Source organism: Candidatus Omnitrophota bacterium, assembly GCA_016209275.1.
Taxonomy (GTDB): domain Bacteria; phylum Omnitrophota; class Gorgyraeia; order Aquiviventales; family Aquiviventaceae; genus JACQWM01.
In genome coordinates, this window is the sequence record JACQWM010000004.1 from 79,395 (window position 1) to 101,225 (window position 21,831).

At 62.7% G+C, this 21,831-nt stretch carries 20 protein-coding genes; all 20 read left to right on the top strand.

Features of this window, described 5'->3' with window-relative positions:
• The first annotated feature begins 2 nt into the window (after positions 1–2).
• The 20 genes from HY737_00885 (at position 3) to HY737_00980 (ending at position 21,822) form a co-directional block, all read left to right on the top strand.
• On the top strand, positions 3–164 hold the full coding sequence (locus HY737_00885) for a hypothetical protein (protein MBI4596941.1): 162 nt from the start codon (positions 3–5) through the stop codon (positions 162–164).
• Positions 164–1,996, top strand: coding sequence for a carbamoyltransferase (locus HY737_00890; GenBank protein ID MBI4596942.1), 1,833 nt, complete (start codon positions 164–166; stop codon positions 1,994–1,996). Before HY737_00885 ends, HY737_00890 begins: the two co-directional genes overlap by 1 nt.
• Positions 1,997–2,012: 16 nt before the next feature.
• Positions 2,013–2,732 carry a transaldolase gene (locus HY737_00895; protein ID MBI4596943.1) on the top strand — a complete coding sequence of 240 codons (720 nt, stop codon included), beginning with the start codon at positions 2,013–2,015 and terminating at the stop codon, positions 2,730–2,732.
• On the top strand, positions 2,729–3,505 hold the full coding sequence (locus HY737_00900; protein MBI4596944.1) for an FkbM family methyltransferase: 777 nt from the start codon (positions 2,729–2,731) through the stop codon (positions 3,503–3,505). Before HY737_00895 ends, HY737_00900 begins: the two co-directional genes overlap by 4 nt.
• Complete coding sequence (locus HY737_00905; GenBank protein MBI4596945.1) at positions 3,502–4,566, top strand: SGNH/GDSL hydrolase family protein; 1,065 nt, start codon at positions 3,502–3,504, stop codon at positions 4,564–4,566. Before HY737_00900 ends, HY737_00905 begins: the two co-directional genes overlap by 4 nt.
• 117 nt (positions 4,567–4,683) lie before the next feature.
• The gene (locus HY737_00910) at positions 4,684–5,580 is read left to right on the top strand and encodes a class I SAM-dependent methyltransferase (protein ID MBI4596946.1); all 897 of its coding nucleotides are present in this window, start codon (positions 4,684–4,686) and stop codon (positions 5,578–5,580) included.
• Positions 5,581–5,592: 12 nt separating this feature from the next.
• Positions 5,593–6,447 (top strand): 4-hydroxy-2-oxovalerate aldolase, encoded by an 855-nt coding sequence (locus tag HY737_00915; protein MBI4596947.1) that lies wholly within the window; start codon positions 5,593–5,595, stop codon positions 6,445–6,447.
• Positions 6,434–7,183 (top strand): SDR family oxidoreductase, encoded by a 750-nt coding sequence (locus tag HY737_00920; GenBank protein MBI4596948.1) that lies wholly within the window; start codon positions 6,434–6,436, stop codon positions 7,181–7,183. Before HY737_00915 ends, HY737_00920 begins: the two co-directional genes overlap by 14 nt.
• Positions 7,183–7,935 carry an SDR family oxidoreductase gene (locus HY737_00925; GenBank protein ID MBI4596949.1) on the top strand — a complete coding sequence of 251 codons (753 nt, stop codon included), beginning with the start codon at positions 7,183–7,185 and terminating at the stop codon, positions 7,933–7,935. Before HY737_00920 ends, HY737_00925 begins: the two co-directional genes overlap by 1 nt.
• Positions 7,932–8,708 carry a 3-deoxy-manno-octulosonate cytidylyltransferase gene (locus tag HY737_00930; GenBank protein MBI4596950.1) on the top strand — a complete coding sequence of 259 codons (777 nt, stop codon included), beginning with the start codon at positions 7,932–7,934 and terminating at the stop codon, positions 8,706–8,708. The genes HY737_00925 and HY737_00930 overlap by 4 nt, the downstream gene beginning before the upstream one ends.
• Entirely contained in the window at positions 8,705–9,646 is a 942-nt protein-coding gene (locus HY737_00935; GenBank protein ID MBI4596951.1) for a phosphoglycerate dehydrogenase, read from the top strand. The genes HY737_00930 and HY737_00935 overlap by 4 nt, the downstream gene beginning before the upstream one ends.
• Complete coding sequence (locus tag HY737_00940; protein ID MBI4596952.1) at positions 9,643–12,066, top strand: glycosyltransferase; 2,424 nt, start codon at positions 9,643–9,645, stop codon at positions 12,064–12,066. The genes HY737_00935 and HY737_00940 overlap by 4 nt, the downstream gene beginning before the upstream one ends.
• A complete protein-coding gene (gene rfbD / locus HY737_00945; protein MBI4596953.1) occupies positions 12,063–12,971 on the top strand; it encodes a dTDP-4-dehydrorhamnose reductase in 909 nt (302 codons plus the stop codon). The genes HY737_00940 and rfbD overlap by 4 nt, the downstream gene beginning before the upstream one ends.
• Complete coding sequence (locus HY737_00950) at positions 12,953–14,092, top strand: glycosyltransferase family 4 protein (GenBank protein ID MBI4596954.1); 1,140 nt, start codon at positions 12,953–12,955, stop codon at positions 14,090–14,092. The genes rfbD and HY737_00950 overlap by 19 nt, the downstream gene beginning before the upstream one ends.
• Positions 14,079–16,454: a tetratricopeptide repeat protein gene (locus HY737_00955; GenBank protein ID MBI4596955.1), complete on the top strand. Its 2,376-nt coding sequence runs from the start codon at positions 14,079–14,081 to the stop codon at positions 16,452–16,454. The genes HY737_00950 and HY737_00955 overlap by 14 nt, the downstream gene beginning before the upstream one ends.
• 4 nt (positions 16,455–16,458) lie before the next feature.
• A complete protein-coding gene (gene asnB / locus HY737_00960) occupies positions 16,459–18,387 on the top strand; it encodes an asparagine synthase (glutamine-hydrolyzing) (protein ID MBI4596956.1) in 1,929 nt (642 codons plus the stop codon).
• 64 nt (positions 18,388–18,451) lie between these two features.
• Positions 18,452–19,090 (top strand): winged helix-turn-helix transcriptional regulator, encoded by a 639-nt coding sequence (locus HY737_00965; protein MBI4596957.1) that lies wholly within the window; start codon positions 18,452–18,454, stop codon positions 19,088–19,090.
• Complete coding sequence (locus HY737_00970; GenBank protein MBI4596958.1) at positions 19,087–19,851, top strand: transglutaminase domain-containing protein; 765 nt, start codon at positions 19,087–19,089, stop codon at positions 19,849–19,851. Before HY737_00965 ends, HY737_00970 begins: the two co-directional genes overlap by 4 nt.
• Before the next feature lie 16 nt (positions 19,852–19,867).
• On the top strand, positions 19,868–20,884 hold the full coding sequence (locus tag HY737_00975) for a DegT/DnrJ/EryC1/StrS family aminotransferase (GenBank protein MBI4596959.1): 1,017 nt from the start codon (positions 19,868–19,870) through the stop codon (positions 20,882–20,884).
• Complete coding sequence (locus HY737_00980) at positions 20,881–21,822, top strand: NAD-dependent epimerase/dehydratase family protein (protein MBI4596960.1); 942 nt, start codon at positions 20,881–20,883, stop codon at positions 21,820–21,822. The genes HY737_00975 and HY737_00980 overlap by 4 nt, the downstream gene beginning before the upstream one ends.
• The last annotated feature ends 9 nt before the right edge of the window (positions 21,823–21,831 follow it).

The window sequence follows — 21,831 nt, forward strand, 5'->3', positions numbered from 1 at the left end:
GCATGATGAGCAAAGGACGCGTCCTTCGGGAATTTTGGCAGTTCCTCTGGCAAGAAAAAAAGTTCTGGCTGATTCCGATTGTGGTGGTGCTGGTCCTCTTCGGCGCGCTGCTGGTCTTTTCGCAAAGCAGCGCGGTGGCCCCCTTTATCTACACGCTGTTTTGATGCCAACACGGATCCTGGGGATTTCAGCGTATTACCATGACTCGGCGGCGTGCCTGCTGAGCGATGGGGATATTGTGGCCGCGGCCCAGGAGGAGCGCTTCACGCGCAAGAAGCATGACGCGCGCTTTCCTTCGCGCGCCGTGGAGTTCTGTTTGACGCAGGCTGGGATCACGATGAACGATCTTGACCTCGTCGGCTTCTATGAGAAGCCGCTGGTGAAGTTCGATCGGCTCTTAGAAACGTATCTGGCGTACGCCCCACGCGGGTGGCGATCGTTTCTGACGTCGATGCCGGTGTGGTTGAGCGAGAAGCTGTGGCTTCCCGACCTCATCGGCAGGGAGCTGGGGTATTCGGGGAAGATCCTCTTCGGAGACCACCATGAGTCCCATGCGGCCTCGGCGTTTTACCCCTCGCCGTTTGATGAGGCGGCGATTCTGACCATGGATGCGGTCGGGGAATGGGCCACGTCATCGTACGGCTACGGCAAGGGGAAGGACATCACCCTGCTTGGCGAAATGCGCTTTCCGCATTCGTTGGGGATGCTGTACTCGGCGTTCACCTATTTCACCGGCTTTAAGGTGAACTCCGGGGAGTATAAGGTGATGGGGCTGGCCCCCTACGGCGAGCCGAGGTACGCCTCGCGGATCCGGGATCATCTGGTGCAGATTCATGACGACGGCAGTCTGACCCTCAACATGGACTACTTTAATTATTGCACCGGCTTGACCATGACCAACCGGAACTTCGAGCGGCTCTTCGGCGGGCCGCCGCGCGAGCCGGAAAGCCCGATCACGCAGCGTGAGATGGATCTGGCCAGGTCGATTCAAGAAGTGACCGAAGAGATCATGCTGAAGATGGCCCGGCACGTGCACCGGGAAACCGGATTGTCATCGCTGTGTTTGGCTGGCGGTGTTGCGCTCAACTGTGTCGGCAACGGCCGGATCTTGCGCGAAGGGCCGTTTGAGCAGATCTGGGTGCAGCCTGCGGCCGGCGATGCCGGCGGGGCTCTCGGCGTGGCTTTGGCGTTGTGGCATCGATCCCTGGGACAGCCACGGCGCGCTCGCATCGGTCAAGCGTTCGCCGATGATATGCGCGGCAGTCTCTTAGGGCCGGCATTTTCTGATGAAGTGATCAGCGCCTGGTTGAGCCAGGAAGATGTGGCCGCGACCCGGGTGGATCGCGATGAGCTGCCCCGCCGCGTCGCAGGGTTGATCGCCGAGGGCAAGGTGGTCGGCTTGTTTCAATCCCGGATGGAATTCGGGCCCAGAGCGCTTGGAGCCCGCTCGATCCTCGGGGATCCGCGCTCGCCGCAGATGCAATCGCTGATGAACCTGAAGATCAAGTTCCGGGAGTCATTCAGGCCCTTCGCCCCGACGGTGCTGCGGGAGCGGGTGAGCGACTGGTTTGATCTGGATGGCGAGAGCCCCTACATGCTCCTGGTGGCGGATGTCTCCGAGAAACGCCGCCGGCCGATGGCGGATGCGGAACAATCGCTGTGGGGAATGAAGAAGCTCAACGTGGTCCGCTCTGAGATTCCGGCCGTGACCCACGTCGATTATTCGGCGCGCATCCAGACGATCCGCCGGGAGGCGAACCCGCTGTTCTATGATATTATCCAGGCGTTCGATTGGCTCACCGGCTGTCCCGTCGTCATCAACACCTCGTTTAACGTCCGCGGCGAGCCGATGGTGTGCACGCCGCAGGACGCCTATCGCTGTTTCATGCGCACACAGATGGATGCGCTGGTCCTGGAGAGCTTTCTGATCGAAAAATCTCAGCAGAAGCCGGTGGCGGAGGATGCCTCATGGCAGAAGGAGTTTCAACTCGATTAGCGAAAGGAGTCAGGGCATGAGAACGCTGACCGGAATTTTCTTGGACACGGGCAAGCTGGAGGAAGTCCGCACCTACCATGAGCTTGGCATCATCCGCGGAGTCACGACCAACCCGACGATCCTCTGCAAGGAGGGGTTGACCGGCGGCTGGCCAGCCATTGAGCGGCGGTGCAAGCAGCTCGCGGCGCTGATTGATCCCTTGCCGCTGTCGGTCGAGGTGACCACGAACGATCCGGATGAGATGCTCGCGCAAGCGCTCCGTTTCAGATCCTGGGCGGAGAACGTCAACGTGAAAGTCACGATCCACGGCCCTGACGGCGGCACCGAGAACCTGAAACTCGTGCATCGGCTGGAGACCGAGGAAGATATCCGAGTGAATGTCACGGCGATGATGAGCGCGCAGCAGTGCCTGCTGGCCGCGCAAGCCGGGGCGACGTATGTCTCGCTCTTCGGCGGGCGGGTCAACAACATGGGCTACGACTCGCGATCGGAAGTGCGCCGCCTGCGGCAATTGCTGGATGCCTTCGAGAGTCCTGCCAAGATCATCGTGGGCTCAACCAGGGAAGTGCTCAACATCATTGAGTGGTTCGAGGCTGGGGCCGACATCGTCACGGCCGTGCCGCAGCTGCTGGAGGGCATGCTGGTGCATCCGTATAGCAAGGAAACGGTCCGCCAATTCCTGGCGGATGGCGCGAAGCTGCATCAGGCCATCCCGGAGCCGGCGATTGCGACATGAGGCCTCATCTGGCGAGCGTGCGGCTGCTTCCGAGAAAATTGCTGTGGCGGGCCGCGCCCCGGCGCACGGTCCATGCCCGCGGGCTGCGGTTTACGCTGCAGTGCGATAATTGGATCACGCACTACCGGTGGTCCACGTACAACACCAAGGAGCCTGAGACGCTGGACTGGATTGACCGGTGGATCCGCGATGGCGATACCTTCTTCGACATCGGGGCCAACATCGGCCTCTATACTATCTATGCGGCGCTGCGGCATCCTGCTGCGCGGATCATCGCGTTCGAGCCGGAGTACGCCAACCTGCACTTGCTGAGAGATAATCTTATCCAGAACGGCGTGCACGATCGGGTGGAGGTCTATTCGGTCGCGCTCGGCAATCACACCGGCATCAGCCGGCTCCACATCCAGGATTTCACTCCCGGGGCAGCGCTCCATACGGAATCGCAAGCGCCCTTGCGCCGCACGAGAACGGAGCGCTCCGTCATCTGGCAGGAGGGCATCGGCACCTTTACGCTGGATCAGTTTTGCGAAGAGACGCAGTGCGCGCCGACCTGCTTGAAAATCGACGTGGATGGGACCGAACGCGAAATTTTGGAGGGGGCGGCGCGGACGCTTCAGTCGACCGCGATGCGGTCGCTGATCGTCGAGCTCTCCGAGGAACCCTCCATCCGAGGGGCGTGCGAACGATTGCTGGCGACCGCCGGCTTGCGCCGCGAGATGTCCTGGAGCCAGCCGGAGCGATGCGATAATCAACTGTGGGTGAGAAGCGCATGACGCCGCTCGCCGGGCTGATCGCGGCACTGGCCCTCCTCGAGGGCATGGTTCGAGGTCTCCGTCGTGCTCGAAGCCTGACGTGGACATCCGCCCCGCCGCGGCTGCTGTCATTCCTGAGCCATCCCTACGCGCTCTATGTCCGTCGGCCGAACTGCGACGGGTTGTATCCGTCCAACAGCCTCGGCTATGCCGGCAAGCGCGAGTATCCGCCGGCTTGCCTGCCAGGAACGATCCGCATCTATTGCGTGGGCGGCTCGACGACCGAAGCGCATGATCCGGCTCAGGGACCGGATGCGAGCTGGCCTGGAAAATTGCAAGACCTGCTCGCGCAGCGGTTTCCTGGCACGGCATTTGAATGCATCAATGCCGGGACCGCCGGGTATACGTCTGCCGAGTCGCTCGCCGAATTCGCCTTTCGCGGGGTGGACCTGAAACCTGATCTGCTGGTGGTGTATCACAATGTGAATGATGCGTGGACCTGCCAAATGGTCGAGGGATTCCGCTCAGACTATTCCCATGCCCGACGCCATAAGCCTTGGGATGTCGGCTGGATCAACCGCTTGCCCCCGATCCCATGGTGGGCCGGCTATGAGCTCCTTCGAGGCTGGATTATGCGGAGGTGGGGCAAGGCGAATGCCCTAATCTACTGGATCGCTGATCCACCGTGGCGATCCGCGCGGTCGTTTCAGCCGCAGGCCGTCGCCGCGTTTGAGCGAAATATCAGGAATCTCATCGCCCTCGCCACGACCTGGGACTGCGTGCCGGTGCTCATCAAATGGGAGTGCGACTGGGCTGCGCGGCGCGTGCCGAATTACCTTGAGCCGCACCCAGAAACCGCCGAGGTCTATTTCCGCTATCTGCAGGCGAACAATGAGGCCTTGGCCCGGCTCGGAGCCGCGGTTCCAGGATGCCATTATCTCGATGTCGGGCCCTTCGACCCGGAGCATTTCTCAGACACGATTCACTTCAGCCCGCAGGGTCTTGAGGAAATGGCCAGGCGGGTGGCCGATGGATTACTACCGGTGGTCCAATCATTGATGGTCAGCGCAGGAGGCCGATGATGCGAGGATGGTGGGGTCGTCTCTGGGCGCGCGTGCGATCGCTATTCTCTCGGAAGAAAAAAACTGAGTCCGGCGCGCAGAAAAATATTTACCCCATGTGGTAGCCAGGGGATGCCGATGACGACGCAAGAGTCTGTGACGAATACGGTGGCCCAGTTTTACCGGGCACTGCCGTTTAATTATGAAGAGACGGTCGAGCAGACCTGCCAGACGATCACCGAGCGCAATCAAGTGGCGGAGGCATACCCGCCGCTTCATGCCCTGCTTCAGCGGCTTCGCGGCGCCTCGATCCTGGATGTCGGCTGCGGTGCTGGATGGTTCGTGAACACGGTGGCCTCCCACTACAAGGCTCGCGTATGCGGAGTCGACCTGTGCGAGCCGGCCTTAACGCGGGCGAGCGACGTGGCCGAGGCCCTTGGTCTTGCGGGTCGTGTGCAGCTGGCCTGTGCGGATCTCTTCGCCCTGGATCCTGCAGCGGTGTTTGGCCAAGCGGCGTTTGATGTCATCAACAGCCTCGGCGTGCTGCATCATACGCACGATTGCCGTGCGGCGGCGGCACGGGTCCTTCAGTGGGTGGCACCCGGCGGATGGGTGCATCTTGGGTTGTACCATCGCTACGGCCGCCAGCCGTTTTTGGATCTGTTTGAGCCGGCACGGCAGGCCCTGCGCGCGGCGGCCTCTGATGCGCAGCGCAGCGCCATTGAGGAGGAGGCGTTTGCGCGCTACCGAAGGCTGCATGGCGCCTTCACCAGCGAGACCTTGCTGCGTTCGTGGTTCCGCGATCAGGTGCTGCATCCGCATGAGTCCCAGCATACGTTTGAGGAGGTCCACGGGTGGCTGGCGGACGCAGGGTTCAGTTGCCGAGCGACGAGCCTGAATCGATTCCAACCGACGACGGATTGGCGCGCGGTCATCGAGGAAGAACAAACGCTGTCTGATGTCTCGTACCAGCGCAACGTGAAACAACACCAATATTTTCCAGGATTTTTTGTGGTCCTTGCCCAGCGGCAGTAACCCGGAGCGGCCATGCCAAAAACGATCACGGCTCGCCGGACCATCGTCCGTCGGGATGTTCCAAAAGCGCCTCACAGCCTGACGATCGCCCGGTCGTTGCGGGAACGGTTTCAGCGCCGGCAGCAGCTCTTCGGTGGCTGGATCTCGATCGGCCACCCGGAGACCGCGGCAATTTTTGCGCGGGCCGAGAATGATTTCATCGGCATCTGCATGGAGCACACGACGATTGACTTGGCCACGGCAGGGCAGATCATCCGGGCTTGCCATGAGTTTCGCAAAGCGTGCCTTCCTCGGATCTACGGCGGTGATCTACAGCAGGTCCGCCGCTTATTGGATGCGGGGGCTGACGGCATCATTGTGCCGCAGGTCAGCTGCCGGCAAGACATTGACCGGGTGCGGGACGCCATGTGGTATCCGCCGCAAGGCGCACGAGGCTTCGGCGTGGCGGCCGCCCAGGGGTATGGCCGCGATTTCAACGCGTATGTGCGCGGGGCGAACGAGGCGCTGTCGCTGATGATCCAGATCGAATCGATCGACGGAGTTGAGCGCATTCAGGAGCTCGTGACCCATCCCGGCGTGGATGCGGTCATGGTCGGGCCGTACGATATTTCCGGCTCGCTCGGCCTTCCCGGCGAGCTGCAGCATCCGAAGGTGGCGGCGGCGTGCCGCCGCGTGATCGCCGCGTGCGCTGCGGCCGGAAAAAGTTGCGGCTATCAGTTGGTCTATCCTGATGCCAATGATCTCCGACGGGAATTTGAGGCCGGGTTTAGTTTCTTAGTGCTGGGCTCTGACGTGTTTAACTTATCGCATCGCAGCGAAGAAGTCGATCGCATGATCGCCGGGGTCAAGGGTCATGATCGCGCTTGAGGATCGGTTTCGCCTGCGCGGGAAAATCGCCGCCATCGCCGGAGGCGAAGGCCAATTGGGTTCTGCCCTTAGCCGCGCCATGGCGGAATCCGGGATGACGGTCTACTCGTTGGATCGCGCGCGCGCCGGCATCCGGCGGCGCGAGGTGGCGTGGTTGCGGTGCAACGTGACCGAAAAACGCGATGTCATCGCCTGCCGCACGGCGATCCTGAAGCGCCATGGGCGCATCGACGTGCTGCTCAATGCCGCAGGAGCCAATGCGCCGACACCGGCGCTGAAGATCACCGCGAAGGAGTTTCACCGGATCGTTGATGTCAATCTCCTCGGCACGCTCTACGGCTGCCAGGTCTTCGGCGAGACGATGGTGAAGCAACGCTGTGGCAGTATCATCAATTTTTCTTCCGTCTCGCTCGGCCCTCCGCTCTCGAAGGCGTTTGCGTATTCGGCCGCCAAGGCCGGCGTGTACAATCTCACGCAAAATCTTGCGCGGGAGTGGGCGCCGTTTCAAGTCCGCGTCAATGCGCTGCGTCCGGGGTTCTTTCCCACCGCGTGGAGCTTGACGCATTTCATCGATCGCACGCGCAGGCGGGATATTCTCCGCCACACGCCGATGGGCCGGTTTGGGAAACCCGAGGAGCTGATCGGCGCCGTCCTCTGGCTGGCCTCGGATGCGGCAAGCTTTGTCACCGGCTCGCTGGTCACGGTTGACGGCGGGTTTACCGCCATGACGATCTGATGAAACGCACGCCGATGGTGGTGGCGGTCACCGGGGGAACGAGCGGCATCGGCTTGGCGGTCGCCGAGCTCTTCATGGCGCGAGGACACCCGGTGGCGGTCTGCTCGCGGTCCCCGCGGGCGAACGCGTTGCGATCAGCGATGGTCCATGTGCCGCTGGATGTCCGGCGGCGGGATGCGGTGGCGCAATTTGCCAAGGACGTGCGACAACGATTCGGAACCTTGGATGTGCTGGTCAATTGCGCCGGAGTCTCGCGTTGGCGCGCGATCACCGATGTGGATGAGGTGTTTGCAGAAGAATTGATCGGCACCAATCTGCTGGGAACGCTGTGGGGCTGCGCGGCGGCCGCGGCGGTGATGAAGCGCGGTGGGTGCATCGTGAATATCTCCAGCCTGGCGGGCAAGCGGGGCAGTGCCAACAATAGCGTCTACTGCGCGACCAAATTTGCCGTCAATGGCCTCACACAAGCACTCGCCAAGGAGCTTGGGCCCCGCGGCATCCGAGTCAACGCGGTCTGCCCAGTGTATGTGGAAACCGAGCACGTTCTTCTATCGCTGGCCGATCCTGCCTCGCCGGCCGCCGGACGCAACGTGCGAACGTATTTGTCATCATTTGCCTCGACACAGACCGCCCTGGGCCGGCTGCCGACGGCGCGTGAAGTCGCCGAGGTCGTGTACTTTCTTGCGAGTCCAGCCGCCTCAGCGATCACCGGCCAGTGCGTGAATGTGGATTGCGGGGTGCTGCCCCAATGAGTGCTTTGCGCATCGCCGCGATCATCCCGGCCCGCATGGCCTCCTCGCGCTTTCCCGGCAAGCCGCTGCTGGCGGTCAACGGGTTGCCGATGATTGAGCATGTGCGGCGCCGGACCGCGCTGTGCGCCGGGTTTTCCGAAGTGATTGTGGCCACATGCGATCAGGCCATTGCCGAGGTGGTCAAGGCCTATGGCGGAATCTGCGTGATGACATCACCGGAGCACCCGGCCGCATCGGATCGCGTGGCCGAGGCGATGGCGCAGCGTGACTGCACGCATGTGGTGAATGTGCAAGGGGATGAAATTTTGGTCTTGCCACATGATTTGCAGCGGATGGCCTCAGCCATCGAAGCCGCGCCCGAAGTTCCAGCCTGGAATGCGGTGGCCCGGATTGAAACTCGCGAGGAGCTCGGCGATCCCTCGGTGGTGAAGTGCGTGCTCTCAGGCTCCGGGCGGGTGTTGTATTGCGCGAGGGATTTCTCGGCGCTTGGAGTGCGGCGCGAAGAAGGCTATGAACCGGTGCGCCGGGTGCTCGGCATTCTCGGCTACCGGAGGGAATTTCTTCAGCGGTACGGCGAGCTTCCGCGCACACCGCTTGAGCGCGCAGGCTCCATTGATCAAAACCGCATCCTGGAGCACGATGTGCTGTTGCAGGCGATTGAATTCACCCGAGGCTATCCTGGCATCAACGAGCCGCGCGAGGTCGCGGTGGTGGAGCAGCTCCTGAGGAGCGATGCGTCACAGCAGGGCGTCTTGCAGGAGATTCTCCGATGACGCGGCCGGTGGTGTATGTGGCGTTGCAGCAGTTCTGCGAGGCGGATGACCGTCCGCGGCGTCTGCTGCAGGAAGCCGGTGTTGCCGTGAACGTCAACAGGCTTGGGCGGCGCATGAAGCGGGAGGATTTGCTGCGGGAACTTCCAGGGGTCGATGCGGTGCTCGCCGGGATCGAGCCCTACGACGCCGAGCTGCTCGCGGCCTTGCCGCAGCTTCGGTGCATCAGCCGTTGCGGAGTCGGCACCGATGCGATTGATCTTGAGGCCGCACAGCGGCTGGGGGTTGCCGTGCTGACCACCGGAGATGAAGTCGTCGAGCCGGTGGCCCAGCTGACCATCGCCATGATGCTGGCACTCGCGCGCCAGATTCCTGAGCACCTTGCCGATGCGCGCCAAGGCCGATGGACGAAGCGGACCGGGGTGTTGTTGTCCGAATGGACCATCGGCCTGGTGGGGTTTGGACGCATCGGGCGTCGTGTGGAGCAGTATCTGCGCCCGTTTCAGCCGACGGTGCTGGTGGCGGATCCGCAGGCCACGTCAAGCGAGCTTCCAAAATCGGTCCATCTGCGGTCGCTTGAGACGCTGTTGGTAGAGGCGGACTGCGTCTCGCTGCATGTCAGCCGGCCTCGAACTGAGGGTGTGGTGATCGGCCGCAAGGAGTTCGCGTTGATGAAGCCCGGGGCGGCGCTGATTAATACGTCGCGGGGCTATCTGGTGGATGAAGCCGCGCTGCATGATGCGATCCAGGAGCACCGGCTAAGCGCAGCCGCGCTCGACGTCTTCGAGGCCGAGCCGCATGTCGGGCCGCTGGCAACGCTGCCCCAAGTCTTGTGTACTCCGCATATCGGCTCCTTGACCCGTGCGTCACGCATGGCCATGGAGCAACGCTGCGCTCAGCACGTGGTCGACTTCTTCGCTGCCGCATCAACGCGACGATGACTCCGCGCGTGACTGTGCTCATGACCGTCTATAACGGCGTGCCCTATCTGCGAGAAGCGATTGACAGCGTCCTCGCGCAAACCTTCAGAGACTTCGAGCTGCTCATCATCGATGATGCCAGCACGGATCAATCAGCGGCGCGCATCGAGTCATTTGGCGATCCTCGGATTCGCCTCATCCGCAATCCCCGCAACCTCGGGCAAACGCCCTCGCTGAATCTGGGGATGGCCGAATCGCGTGGCCGTTACATCGCCCGGATGGATCAAGACGACGTGTGCCTTCCGGATCGGCTGCAGCAGCAGGTGGCGTGTCTTGATGCGCGGTCAGACGTGGCCGCCGTCGGCACCTGGGCCTTTCTCATCGGGCCTGAGGGACGCGCGACCGAGATGGTCGGAACGCGGGTGGATGAGTTCGGGACATTCCTCGGCATGACGCTGACATTCGCCTCGCCGATCGGCCATCCAACCCTGGTGATCCGCCGCGACGTGTTGGCAGCGTTTGGCGGATATGACGAGTCGTTTGCCCCGTGCGAAGATTACGCGCTATGGTGCCACTTGGCCGAGCGGCGCCACGGATTGGTCAGCATTCCTCGGCCGCTCATGAAGCTTCGGCGTCATGCGCAGCAGCAAAGCCGCGTGCGGCTGGCCGCGCAGCAGGCGCAGGGCAGGCGGGCGCATGCGCGGCTTCTCTCGGCCTGGGCAGATGCCGAGCATCTCGACCTCATCAGCTCGCTGCTGCGCGGCGACGATGCCTTCTGGCAGGCGTGCCCAACGAAGCATGATGTGCGGCAAGCGCTAGCGGCATGGAATCAGATGCGCACCACCATGACGGCTGCGCTGCGGCTCAGCCCCGAAGAGTCCGCACGGCTGAATCACCGCGTTCGGTGGTGGTTCGGCCACAATGCGGCGTTTGCCGCCCTGCAAGGCAGGCGGCAGAGCCTTCCTCTCTATACGGCTTCCCTGGAGGGGGGAATCTCGATGCTGCGGTACCCTGCGGTGGCCTCGTATCCGGTGTTGCTGGCCGCCTCCCCATTGTTCGGGGCAACGCTCAGGAAGATCTGCAAAGACGCGGTGATGGCGTTGGGCCGTCAGAAGTATGTGGCTCGCCTGATGACACAGACGCTAAAAAATCGATGGCAATCGGCGCAAGCATCCGGAAGGGAAATTCTGTATGTGTCGTATGACGGCATGCTCGAACCCTTGGGGGCTTCCCAAGTCGTGAGCTACCTGCTGCCCATGGCCGTGACGCGCCGCATCACGCTGCTCTCGTACGAGAAGCCATCCGATCGCCGCGATGTCAGCCGATATGCGACGATGCGCCAGCGCCTGGAGGCTGCTGGTATTCGCTGGATTCCGCTGCGGTATCACAAGCGCCCGTCGCTGCTGGCCACCGGGTGGGATGCGCTCATCGGGATCATCGTCGGATGGATCGTCTGCCGGCGCCGCCAGATTCGGCTCATCCATGCGCGGGGGTATGTGCCGTCAGTGATTGCGCTCACACTCAAGCGCGCAACTGGTGCGCGCTTTCTCTTTGACATGCGAGGCTTCTGGCCGGAGGAAAAGGTCGATGCCGGCCATTGGCGCCGCGGCTCGCTGGCGTATCGCCTAACGAAATGGTGCGAGCGGAAATTTTTTGAGCAGGCGGACGCCATCGTCTCGCTCACGCACGCCGGGGTCAAGGCCTTCGACACGCTCGGCTATCAGATTCCGGCGGCAACCCCCATCGACGTCATCCCCACCTGCGCTGACACCTCGCGCTTTTCGCCGGAGGCAGCAGACCGTGATCTGCAAGCGCAGCTTGGCCTTCAAGGGAAGACCGTCATCGGCTGTGTTGGCACGTTGAGCAACTGGTATCTAAGAACACCGACGCTGCGTTATTGTTCGTTCTTGCTGCGGCACCTCGAGCATGCCGTCATCCTCTGCGTGACGCAGGAAGACCATGCGCAGCTGCGCCGAGATGCGCAGGCCGCCGGCATCCCGCCGGAGCGTTTCCGCTTGGCACGGGCGGCCTTTGAGCAGATGCCTGGGTATCTGTCCTTGATGCATGTGGGGGTCTTTTTCATCACGCCGACGTTTTCGAAAACGGCTTCAGCCGCCACGAAGCTGGCGGAATTTCTCGCCAGCGGGGTGCCGGTCGTGATCAACGACCTGATCGGGGATTCCGGAGGGGTGGTTCGCGAGCATCGCGTGGGCGTGGTGTTGCGCGACGTCGCCGAGCGCGAATGGACGGCGAGCCTGCAGGATGTCCAAGCACTGCTCGCCGATGCTGCCTGCGCGCGGCGGTGCCGAAACACCGCGCTGGCCCTGTTTGATCTGAGGGATGGCGTGAAGAAATATCTTGCCCTCTATGACCGATTCGCCGAAAATGTGGAGCCATTATCGGCTTCGGTGGTTCGACCTCTTGAGTGGGCCAAATCATGAAGATTCTTGTGACGGGTGCTGATGGCATGGTGGGCAGCGCGCTCTGCCCTGAGCTGCGGCGGTGCGGACATGAGCTGATCCCGACGGATCTGGCTCCGCTGACCCCCGGCACGCAGGTTTTGGACATCTGCGATGCGGCGGCGGTGCGCGCGGCTGTTGAGCAGGCGAAACCCGCCCTGGTGGTTCATCTGGCGGCGGCGACGGACGTCGACCGATGCGAGCAGGAGCCATCCCTCGCCTATCGCGTCAATGCCGCCGGCACCGAGCATGTGATCAGTGCCTGCCGGATCGGGAAGGCCCGCCTGCTGTACATGAGCACGGCCGGGGTGTTCGACGGCGAGAAGCTCACACCGTATGTCGAAACGGACGCGCCCAATCCGGTCAATGTGTACGGACGCTCAAAGCTGATCGGAGAGCACGCCGTTTCGCAGTACCGCGGCAGGCATCAAATCGTTCGCGCGAGCTGGATGGTGGGAGGTTTTGCGCGGGACAAGAAGTTCGTGGCGAAGATTCTCCGGCTGTTGGAAGAGCGCCGAGAGCTCACGGTGGTCACCGATAAGATTGGCAGCCTCACGTTTACGGAAGATGTGTCCCGCGGTATTGCCGCGCTCATCGCCACCGACCATGCCGGCCTGTTTCACATGGCGAACCAAGGCGTCTGCTCTCGGTATGACGTGGCCTGTGAAATCGTGACGTCTCTTGGCCGAACCGACGTGACCGTCCGGCCGATTAGCTCAGATGCGTTTCCGTTGCCAGCGCCTCGGGCGGCTTCTGAAGCGCTGGCGAATGCCCGCTTGCAGGCCGTCGGGATGGATCAGATGCCGTCGTGGCAGACCTCATTGCGCCGGTATGTGCAGCGTTACATGGCGACCCTGAAAGGATCCTCGTGCGCGTCCTCTTCGTAATTCCTCATCCGATCGAGGCCGCAAGCGGCCGCCTGCGGGTGTTGCAGTACTTGCCGTGGCTGCATGCGCAGGGCATCCAGTGCGAGGTCCGCCCGTTCATGCCGCCGGCGCTTTATCGGCTCCTGTATCAGCCTGGGCGGCTCCCGCAGAAAATTTCGATGAGCGCTGCAGCGGTGATCCGTCGCTGCCTCGATGTGGGGCGCGTGGCGAAGGCCGACGTGGTGGTGGTCCATCGCGAAGCCTGGCCGCTGGGCACGGCGCTGCTTGAGCGGCTGATGGCTCGGCGATCTTCCGCCATGGTGTTTGATTTTGATGATGCCATTTACCTTCCGCACGCGAGCCGGGTCAACGCGTGGGCGAACGTCTTCAAGCGTCCGGGAAAAATCTCCCAGGTCATTGCCGCCAGCACGCACGTCACGGCCGGCAATTCCGTGCTGGCCGGCTACGCCCGCCGGTACAACCCCAAGGTGAGCATCATTCCCACGCCGGTCGATACCGAGGCCTTTCATCCGCGGCAGGCCAGGGTGGATTCGTCCCGGTTGGTGATCGGATGGATGGGGAGCCACACGACCGCCAGTTACTTGCAGGAAATCCGCCGTCCGCTTGAACAGCTCCTCCGAGCGCATCCGCAGGTCGAGCTTCGCGTGGTGGGAGCCGGGCATCTGCCGTATCGGCTGCCGAATCTCCAGGAGATTCCGTGGACGCTGGAATCCGAGCAACACGAGTTGCACCGGTTTGATATCGGCCTGATGCCCATGCCGGATGATCCCTGGACCCAGGGCAAATGCGGGTTTAAGGCCCTCCTCTACATGAGTGTTGGGATTCCTGTCGTGGCCTCGCCGGTTGGGGTCAACAGCGCGATCATCCAGGATGGGGTGTCAGGGTTTCTGGCCAACGATGAGCAGACGTGGTTCGATCGGCTCGCTCAGCTCATCGACGATGAAGCGTTGCGGCGCCGCATGGGGCGTGCTGGCCGCGCGATGGTCGAGCAGGAATATTCCGTCAAGGCCCAAGCGCCGCGCCTGATTCGCGTGCTCCGCGAGGCGCATGACGGGCCTCGGGGCGATGGCGTGCCTCTCAGCGAGCCGGTTCATGCGGGAGCGAGTCATGCCGCAGCCTAGCCCATTCGAGGCCGGATTCAGGCTGCTGCTCCTCATCGGGGTGGGGACTGGGCTCTTGTGGTTTCTGGCAAGGCGGGTCACGCCGCATCGAGGGCTTCGCAGCGTGCTGATCGCGACGTTCAGCCTACGAGCCATCCTCGGCGTGTCGCTCTACGCGATCTCCTATTGGGGCTGGCCCGTGCTTCGGTCGCTGCAGTTTTCGCGCGGCTTCTGGCTCTTCAGCCCTGATTCGCGGATGTACCATTATTACGGCTGGCAATTTGCCCAGGCGTGGGCCAACGGCACGCAGCTGCCGGATCCGGTCCTGGCTCCTGATTATTTCGTGGTGGTCGCGAGCATCTACACGATGCTTGGCGCCCACCCCCTGTATCCCATCCTGCTCAACGCTTGGCTGGCGGCGGCGACCGGGTTGCTGGCATTTGTGCTCGCCCGGGACGTCTTCGGGCCGCGGACGGCGATCGTCACCGCGGCCTTGGTGAGCGCTTGGCCCTCCACCTTCATCTGGTCCGCCCAACTGTTGAAGGACTCGGTGACATGGTGCCTGGTGTTTTCAGCGCTCGTGCTGGTGGTGCGCATCGTCCGCGCGGCGAAGCATCACGAAGGACGCGGCGCTGGCCGCTTGTCTGCGCGGTATCTTGGTCTTGCCGTTTCAGTGCTCTTCCTTACGCGGTTTCGGTTCTACCTCGGGTCCGCCTTCCTCCTCGGGGCCATCATCGTGGCGCTTCCGGCTGCAGGCCTCGCCCTTCGGCGAAGGCAGATGGCGCGCGCGCTGGCGTATGGAGGGCTCGTCACGGTGGTCGCGCTTTCGACCATTTTTGCGAGGACGCTGCCGGTGCTGGCCCTCGTGTCGCCAGCCCATCCGGAACGCGGCCATTTCCGGCTCGCCGAGAGCTACTATGCGCAGGGGAACCTCGAGCGGGCGGAGCACCATTTATCGAGAGCCGTATCCTTGGATCCAACCTCTCGAGAGGCGGCCCTAGGGCTTGCGGCAGTGCAGGTGCAGCGGCAACGATTCCCCCAGGCGCTTGAGATCTATAAGCAGTACCTGCATCAAGGCGATCCGACTGAGCAAGCGGTGATCCGGAAGATCATCGTGCAGATCTATCTGGATCGCGCGACGGTCAATGCGGATGCGGAGTACTGGGAAGGCGTGGCCGCGGCCTACCAACAGATCTTGGAGCTGGAGCCGACCCTGCTGCCGATTCACCTGGAGTACAGCATGGCGCTGGCCCAGCTGCGGCGTTTTGAGAAGGCCAAGGACGCGCTGGCACACGCCAAGCTGTTGATCCGCACCCCGGAGGAGCAGGCGGAGTACTCGGCGGCGATCGATCGCATGGTGCAGATTTATCTGGATCGCGCGAAGGCGAATACGGATGGAGCGTACTGGGAAGGCGTGGCCGCGGCCTATCAACAGATCTTGGAGCTGGAGCCGACCCTGCTGCCGATTCACCTGGAGTACAGCATGGCGCTGGCCCAGCTGCGGCGTTTTGAGAAGGCCCAGGCTGCGCTGGAGCGCGCCAAACCGTTGATCCATACCTCGGAGGAGCAAGCGGACTTCGCCGCAGCGCAGGCCGAGCTTCAGGCGCTGCTTAAGGGAAAGCCGCGAAGGTGGATCCGCAAACGCTCCATCATGCCTGCGGTGCTGCCGAAGAGCAGCGGTATGTCAGTGAATCCGGAAGAGTTGCTGTCGCTGGCGTTATCCTTGTTCCCACGGACCGGGGGTGCGCTGCGGCTGCGGTTGTCGCGCGAAAGCGGCCGAGGGTTCTCCATGTTGTCGCACAGCGTCTCCCAGATGGATGAGCAAGCGATCGCGACGATCCGTGAAACATCCCCCGAAGCCCTCGCGGTGCGGCGCGAGGGATTTGTCTCCAGCGGAGGGTACTCCCTCACCGATGCCTGGGCGAAAATTTCAAGCCCTCGCAAACTGATCACGTATCTTCCGCGAGCGATGGCGATTGGTTTTCTCGCTCCGTTTCCCTGGCAATGGTTTGATCTCCGCGGCAGCACCGGGATCATGCGGGTGTTCGCGGGCCTGGAAATGCTGGGCTTCTATCTGCTCATTCCCGGATTGATCCGCGGGGTGTCTCGCCTCGCATCGCTGCGGCGCGTGGAAGCGCTCTTCCTCCTGGCGGTGATCGCCTCCATTGCAGCGCCCGTGTCCCTGGTCGTGGCCAACATGGGCACGCTGTTTCGGCTTCGGCTGCTGTTTCTGTTGCCCCTCTTGCTCATTGCCGCGCACGGTGACCCCATCGAGATCTATCGGAGGATCTTTCGGAGGCCTCCAGCACTCCCTGAGGGAAGTCCCCATGAGCATCGTCAGGCCGGCGCGCTCGAAGACGCGTTGTCCGGAGGCGTGAAGTAGCTCGATGTGCGGCATCGCTGGCGTGGTCCACTTCGACGGGCGTCCGGTTGCGAGCGACGTCCTGCAGGGCATGGTCGCCGCCCTCCGCCACCGCGGACCGGAGGGCGAAGGGATCCAGAGCCTGGCGACCGGTTCGCTCCGTATCGGACTTGGGCATGCGCGGCTGAAGATCATCGATCTGTCCGATGCGGCGGCTCAGCCGATGGGAAACGATGATGGCTCCATCTGGCTCGTCTTCAACGGGGAGATCTATAACTTTCGTGAGTTGCGCGCCTCGCTTGAGCAGCGAGGCCACCGGTTCCGGACCTCCTCGGATACCGAGGTGTTGCTGAAGCTCTACGAGGCGGACGGCGACGCGTGCGTGCAGCAGCTTGAGGGCATGTTCGCCTTCGCGATGTGGGACAGCCGGAAAGGGCAGCTGCTGCTGGCCAGAGACCGGGCAGGGAAGAAGCCGCTGTTCTACCGTGCGACCCCGACGATGATCGCGTTTGCCTCGGAGATGAAGGCGTTGTTTCAGCACCCGGATATCGTTCCTGAAGTAGACACCGCAACACTTCCTGCGTTTTTTCTCTTTGGGTATGTTCCCTCGCCCGCGACCATCTACCAGGGGATCCAACAGCTGCCGCCTGGGCAAGTGCTCATCGCAAGAGACGGCCACGTGCGCCTTCAGGAGTACTGGGATGCGCCGCTGCCGCCGGCATCCAGCGGCCGCGCACCCTCCGAGGCTGAGGCGGCTTCGCGCGTGCGCGAGCTCCTCACGGCGGCAGTGGCACGGCGGCTCATCAGCGACGTGCCGCTGGGCGCGTTCCTCAGCGGCGGCATTGATTCCTCGATCGTCGTGGGGATCATGAGCCGGCTGTGTGATGAGCCGGTGCGGACGTTCAGCATCGGGTTTGCCGGGGATCCTGCGTTTGATGAAACGTCCTACGCGCGGATCGTGGCCAAGCGATTTGGCACGCGCCACACGGAGTTTATCGTCGAGCCGAAAGCGATTGAGCTCATCGACCGGCTCGTGTGGCATCACGACGGTCCGTTTGCCGACTCCTCGGCGATTCCGACCTATCTGCTGGCTCAGTTGACCAAACAGCACGTGACGGTGGCGTTAAGCGGCGATGGGGGCGATGAGCTCTTTGCCGGCTATCAGCGGTTCCGCGCGGTCCTGTTGTCAGAAGCGATTCCCAGGTGGCTCCGCACGGCCGGCGCTTCAGCGCTGACCCGGCTGCCGGCCTGGGGGCATCCCCGAAGCCTGTATCGCCGAGCGCAACGCTTCGCGCAGGGCACCGTGCTGCCGTTTGAGCACCGGGTGAACCGCTGGGTCTCAATTTTCTACGAGGATCTGCCGCAGCTGCGGCTCGGCGCATCAGGGGGCGCGACGCATCCTTCGATAGCCTGCGCGTCCTACCTGGCGCGCAGCCGGCAGGCCTCGGCGCTGACGCAATTGCTCTATGTCAATTTCAAGATGTATCTGTTGGATGACTTGCTCGTGAAAATGGATCGGTGCTCCATGGCGCATGCGTTGGAAGCCCGATCGCCGTTTCTGGATCGTGCCCTCATCGAATACGTGTGTGGGCTGCCGGATGCCATGAAACTCCGCGGAGGAGCGACCAAAGTCATTCTTCGCAAGGCGTTCGCCGACCTGCTGCCCCCGGAAGTGCTCACGCGGGGAAAAATGGGCTTCGGCGTGCCGCTGCATCACTGGTTTCGGTATGAGCTGCGCGATTTCGTCACCGATTGGCTGCTTGCACCGAACGCGTTGCTGCGGCAGTATCTGCATCAGCCGTATGTGCGGCAGCTGGTTCAACAGCACTTCGCCGGGCGCTGCGACCATTCCCACCGGCTGTGGACGCTGCTGACCTTTGAAGTCTGGCTGCAGCAGCTGCGCCGCGGCGCGTTCCGCGCGGCCGCGCCTTCCCTCAACCTCGTCACACAATAATTGAGTTGCAAGTGAAGAGCGGTTTCCATACAATTGATGCAGTGTTCATATTCTGAACATCATCATGGACGTTGACGCCTACCGAGAATTACAGCTCCTGACGGAGATTTCCGCAAGCGATTCCGTCACTCAGCGCCGCTTGGCGCAAAAGCATGGCCTGGCACTGGGCCTGACGAATTTCCTGATCCGACGGCTGGTCAAGAAGGGCTATGTCAAGATCGTCAACTTGGAGCGCAAACGCCTTCGCTATCTCATCACCCCGAAAGGCATCGCTGAAAAAGCCCGGCTCACCTACGAATACGTGGAATACTCGCTCCACCTCTACCGTCAGATCCGCACCCTGGTGACGCGCACCATCTCGACCATGGCCGTCTCAGCGGGCGCTTCCGTCGTGCTCTACGGCACCGGGGAGATCGCGGAGATCGCGTTTCTCTTGATGCAGCAGCGCGGCTTGCGCGTGGTCGGGGTCGTGGATGAGTCGCGCAGCGACCAGAGCCTGTTCATGAGCCATGCCATCACCCCGCCTGAGGCCCTCGAGCGCCTCTCGTTTGATTGGGTGCTGATCGCGTCGTTTAAGAATCACCGGCAGATTATCCAGCAGCTCTGCCGCTGGGGCGTGCCGGAGCAAAAAATCGTCCGGATTGCTGAAGAGCAGCAAGTCCCATCGCTGCCGGAGGCGATGGTGGAGGTCTCCTCATCATGAGGGTGAAGCGACGGCGGATTCCGAAGGCGCTGGTGGTGATGGGGGTCGGCCTCGGCGCGGTTTGTCTGCTGATCGCCCCGGTCGCCTCGACGCGGCAAGGGGTGAATTTCCAGGTGTCCCAGCACCGCATCCCTCCGTATGTGAAAGCGATCGATTTCCTCCATCGGCACTACGCCTATCAGCGCCTGGCACGGGAGATCACCGAGGGCAAGACGACCGATGACGCCCGAGTGCTCGCGGTCTTCAATTGGACGCGGGAGCATATCCAGCCGATGCCAAAGGGCTGGCCGGTCATCGATGACCACATCCTCAACATCATCATCCGAGGCTATGGCCTCGGCGATCAGATGGCGGATGTCTTCACCACACTCTCCACGTACGCTGGCGTTCCCGCGTTCTGGAAAGATTTGCGCGCGAGCGACACTCCGGGAGTGCTGGTGCTGTCGTTTGCCAAGATCGATGGCCAGTGGGTGATCGTCGACGTGGCGGATGGGTTGATCTTCCGTATGCCGGATGGCTCCTTGGCGGATGCCGCCGCACTCGTGGAGAACCCGCCCGTGCTGAAAACCGTGGTGCAAGCGCGCACCCGCAGCGGCATCGAGTACTGGCGTTACCTTGAAACGATGCGGCCGTTTTCCGTTCCGAACACGCTGCGCGCGCAGCAGCAGATGCCCGGGCCGCGCCTATGGTTTGAGCTCCGGCGCGCGCTGCATCTGGCCGGCGCGTATGACCAAACACGGTGGGCGCTCCATGCCCGGTGATCCATCGGCCCTGGCCATGCCTGTCTCCGCCGCGGCGTTTAGCGCATTTCGGATCGGATTCCACCCGGCGGATCAGGTGAGGGTGCTTGAGTATTGGCGTGAAATTTTTAATTCGCAACAGTGGGTGGAAGGCCAGTACACCAAGCGCTTCGAGGAGTTGTGGGCCGCGTGGAATGCGCTGCCGGCGGTGGCGACCTCAAGCTGGGGCGGGGCTGCGCTGGCCGCCTTGGACTATTTCAAGGTTCGCGGGAAAACCGTGCTATGCCCTACGAATACGTTCATGGCAACCCCGCTGTCGGTCATCCATGCCGGCGGGACGGTCGTCTTCGGCGACTGCAACCGAGACGATTTGTGCCTCAGCTACGAGGCGGTGGCGCAGGCGGCCAAGGCGCAGGAGCTTGCGGCCGTGTGGCTCGTGCACATCGGCGGCCATCTGGCTTTTGACACGCCGCGCATCGCGGAGTTCTGCCGGGCCAACGGCATCATCCTGCTTGAAGATTGCGCCCACGCGCATGGGGCCTCATGGCACGGCCAGCGGCCTGGCAGCTTCGGCGATGCCGGGGTCTATTCATTTTACGGCACCAAAACGATTTCGACCGGCGAGGGCGGCATGCTGGTCTCAAAACATCCTGGCCTCATCGAGTTCGCGAAAGGATTCCGCAATTACGGCAAGCCAACCTACCAGGTGTCGGGCCTGAACTACCGGATGTCGGAGTTCACCGCGGCCCTCGGCGTGGTCCAGGTTGAGCGCATGGAGGAGATCGTGGCCTGGAAGCGCGCGGTGGCGGCCAGGGATCTTGATCCTGTGTTTGCGCAGCGCGTGCGGCTGCCTGAGGGTATGCAGTCCGGCTACTACAAATACATCGTGTTTGAGCCGATTGCGCGCTCCAGCGGCAAGGTTTACGACACGCTCTGCCACACCATCATGGGGCAGGGCGGATCATTTCCCAACGCCGAGTGGATCGCGCAGCATCACTGGTGCGTTCCGCTCTATTACCATCCTGAGCTGGACAACAATGGAGTGGATGCATGAGAGTTCTCGTGACAGGCGGCGCAGGCTTTATTGGATCGCATGTGGTGGATCGTTTGGTGGCGCACGGGGTGGTGCCGCTCATCTTCGATCAGCAGCGCTCCACGTATCACCCGTCGGTCGAGCACTGCATCGGCAGCATCCTGGACGTGGAGGCCCTGCGGGTGGCGATGTTCGGTGTGCAAGCGATCATCCATCTGGCGGCGGTTGCGGATGTGAAAGATGTATTCGAGGATCCTTCCTACGCCGAAATGGTGAACACGCGCGGCACGGCCTGCGTGCTCGAGGCGGTCCGGCGCTCCAAGGTGATGCGCATCGTCTATGGCAGCACGACTTGGGTGTATAGCGACGTGCCCCAGCAGGAGGTGGACGAAGACACGCCATTGGCCGCGCCCTCGCATCTGTACACCGCCACGAAAATCGCGTCGGAATATTACTGCCAGGCGTACGCAAAGCTCTACGGCATCGAGTACACGATCCTGCGCTTCGGCATTCCCTATGGCCCTCGCGCGCGCGATGGGGCGGTGATCCCGATCTTCGTCAACAAAGCGCTTCAGGGCGAGCCGCTGACGATCGCCGGCGACGGCTCGCAGTTCCGCAAGTTCGTCTATGTCGAGGACCTGGCTGAGGGCAACGCGCTGGCGTTAGCTCCAGCCGCGAAGAATCGCATCTATAACCTCGATGGAGCTGAGCCGGTGACGATCAAGCAGATCGCCGAGACGGTGCAGCGCGTCCTCGGCGGCGCGCGCATTGAGTATGTGGCGGCCCGGCCTGGGGATTTCAGCGGCAAGCGGGTGCTCAGCGCGCGGGCGAAACAGGAGCTTGGATGGGAGCCGACGACGCCATTTGAAGAGGGCGTGCGGCGGTACGTGCAGTGGGTCAAGCACCGGAAGGACCAGCGGGATGCGGAAGAAGCCCGGCTCGACCCGGCCTTGCGGTAGCGCGGCGAT